The 2,750-nt window shown below is 68.8% G+C and carries 2 protein-coding genes; both read right to left on the bottom strand.

Going from position 1 to position 2,750, the window contains the following annotated elements; translation table 11 throughout:
- On the bottom strand, positions 1-1,787 hold a 1,787-nt coding region (locus AX744_RS07885; protein ID WP_061016182.1), incomplete at its 3' end, for a dipeptide/oligopeptide/nickel ABC transporter permease/ATP-binding protein.
- A partial coding sequence (locus AX744_RS07880) for an ABC transporter permease (protein ID WP_231728762.1) occupies positions 1,784-2,750 on the bottom strand: 967 nt, incomplete at its 5' end. The genes AX744_RS07885 and AX744_RS07880, both read right to left, overlap by 4 nt.

Genomic DNA, 2,750 nt, shown 5'->3' with positions numbered 1-2,750 from the left:
GTGCGGCGGTCGAGCTCGGCTCTGCCCTCGGCGTCGTCGAGCGACGCGGCGATCAGTTCTCGCGTGTAGTCGACGGCGGGGGCGGCGAAGAGGTCGTCGACAGGGCCCGACTCCACGATGTCGCCGCCGCGCATCACGATCACCCGATCGCAGATGTCCGCCACGACGCCGAAGTTGTGCGTGACGATGAGCAACGCCATCCCGTACTCCGCCTGCAGCTCGCGCAGCAGCTCCAGCACCTCGGCCTGCACCGTGACGTCGAGCGCGGTCGTCGGTTCGTCGGCGACGAGGAGCGACGGCTTGCCGGCGATAGCCCCCGCGATCAGCACCCGCTGCGCCATGCCTCCCGACACCTGGTGGGGGTAGCTGCGCATCACCCGGTCGGGGTCGGTGAGGCCTACTCGCACGAGCATCGCCCTGGCGCGCTCCTTCGCCGCAGCCTTGCTGAGCCCATGCGTGCGGCGCAGCGGCTCGACCAGCTGATGGCCGATCGTGTACGAGGGGTCGAGGTTGCTCATCGGCTCCTGCGGCACGTAGCCGATGGAGCGCCCCAGCAGGGCATGGCGCTGCGCGGGTGTCGCCCGCGTGACGTCGACACCACCGACCCAGATCGCGTCGGCGGTCGCCCGCCCGGTGGCCGGAAGCAGGTCGAGCACCGAGAAGACCGTCTGCGACTTGCCGGATCCCGACTCGCCGACGATGCCGACGACCTCGCCGGGCGCGACGTCGAGGGTCACCCCGTGCACCACCTCGGTCTCGCCGTTCGGTGTGGCGTGCACGACCCGGAGGTTCTCCACGCGCAGAGCCGAGGCCTCCGCGGCGTGCTGCACCGTGCCGGACGGGGAATCCGGTCCGGAGAGGGCGGCGGACCCGGCAGCGGAGACGGCGACGTCCTTCCGACGACGGGACACCCGTGGCGTGCGCACCTGCACCAGCTCGGCGAGCGTCGACCCCATGATCGCGAGCACCGCGATCGTGAGCCCGAGGGCCGCCGACGGCCACAGCAGCATGAGCGGATACGTGAGCATGAGGCGGAAGCCCTCCAGCATCATGGCTCCCCAGCTCGGGACGTTGGAGTCGCCGATGCCGAGGAACTGGAGGCCTGCCTGCATGCCCATCGCGATACCGGCGGTCAGCGCCGTCTGGATGATCACGGGCGGATAGACGGCCTTGATCACGTGGCGGAAGATGATCCGTCCGTCGGAGAGTCCGGAGACCCTCGCGGCGTCGATGTAGGGCTCGCTGCGCACGGCGAGCGTCTGCGAGCGGGCGATGCGGAAGTAGCCGGGCACCATGAACACGCCGACGGTGGCCATCAGCAGTTCGAAGTTGTTGCGAGACCCTGCAGCCACGACGAGCAGGATGATCATGCCGGGGATCGACTGCAGGGCATCGCTGATCCATGTGGAGACCCGGTCGAACGCTCCCCCGAAATAACCGGCGGCGACACCGGCGGGCACACCGATCACGAGGGCGGTGACGATCGTGATGAGCGCGCCCCACAGCGTCGTGCGGGTGCCGTAGATGAGGCGGCTGAGGATGTCCCGCCCCGTGGAGTCGCCACCGAGCAGATGCTCCGGTCCCGGTGCGGCCTTCGCAGCGGACAGGTCGACGAAGTTCGGGTCCATCGGTGCGAGCAGCGGGGCGAACACGCCCACCAGCACGATGAGCACGAAGATCGCGAGCGGGATGTACCCGCCGGGGTGACGGAGGAACCGCCGGAACAGGCTCGACCTCCGCTTCTGCGCCGCGCGGTCGAACGCGACCCTGATGTCTGTCGTGGTCATGCGACGCGCACCTTCGGATTGATCCAGCCGAGCACGAGGTCGAGCAGGAGGTTGATGAGGACGACGAAGACGACGGAGACGACCGTGATGCCGAGCAGCATGGGGATGTCGCCGTTCTGCGATGACTGGTTCGTGAGCTGGCCGAGCCCCGGGAGGCTGAAGATCTGCTCGACCACGATCGCGCCGGAGAGGAGGCCGACGAACATGAGCGCGATCACGGTGAGGGCCGCCGGCGAGGCGTTTCGGAGGATGTGCAGGTTGACGCGGGCGGCGGAGAGTCCTCGGCTGCGGAGAGTGCGTACCCAGTCCTGTCGGCTCTGCGCGATGACGGCGTTGCGCAGCTGCTCCGACACCGCGACGATGCCGCCCAGCGCGAGCGAGATCGCCGGAAGGGTGATGGAGCGCAGCCAGCCGTCGACGGACTGCGTCGGGGGCACGTAGCCCACGGCCGGGAACCACTTCAGCTGCACGGCGAGCCACATCACCAGCACGAGGCTGACCCAGAATCCCGGGAGTGCGAACAGCACGACGGAGATGCCCTTGATGATGCGGTCGAACCAGGTGCCGGGTCGGAGTCCGGTGATCATGCCGAACCCGATGCCGACGACCGCGGTGATGAGCGTCGCGAAGGTCACGACGCTCAGCGTCACCGGGACCTTGATCGCGAGCTGCGCGCTCACCGGTTGGAAGTTGCGCCAGGAGACGCCGAAGTCGAGCAGCACGGCGTGTGAGAGCCAGTCCCAGAACTGCACGAGGAGCGGACGGTCGAGACCGATCTTCTCGGCCAACGCCGCCTGCTGCGCTGGGCTCGCCGTGGTGCCGAGCAGGGATGCGGTCGGGTCGCTGATGGCCAGGTGCGCCAGGAAGAAGGTGCCGATCGAGACCGCGACGAGCAGGAGGATGCCGGACAGCACCCGCTTCGCCGTGAACACAAGCATGAGAACCTCGGGAGGGGTCGGAGGG

This window comes from Microbacterium sp. CCH5-D1 (genome assembly GCF_001557335.1).
GTDB lineage: Bacteria > Actinomycetota > Actinomycetes > Actinomycetales > Microbacteriaceae > Microbacterium > Microbacterium oxydans.
This window is presented reverse-complemented; position numbering and strand designations above follow the sequence as displayed.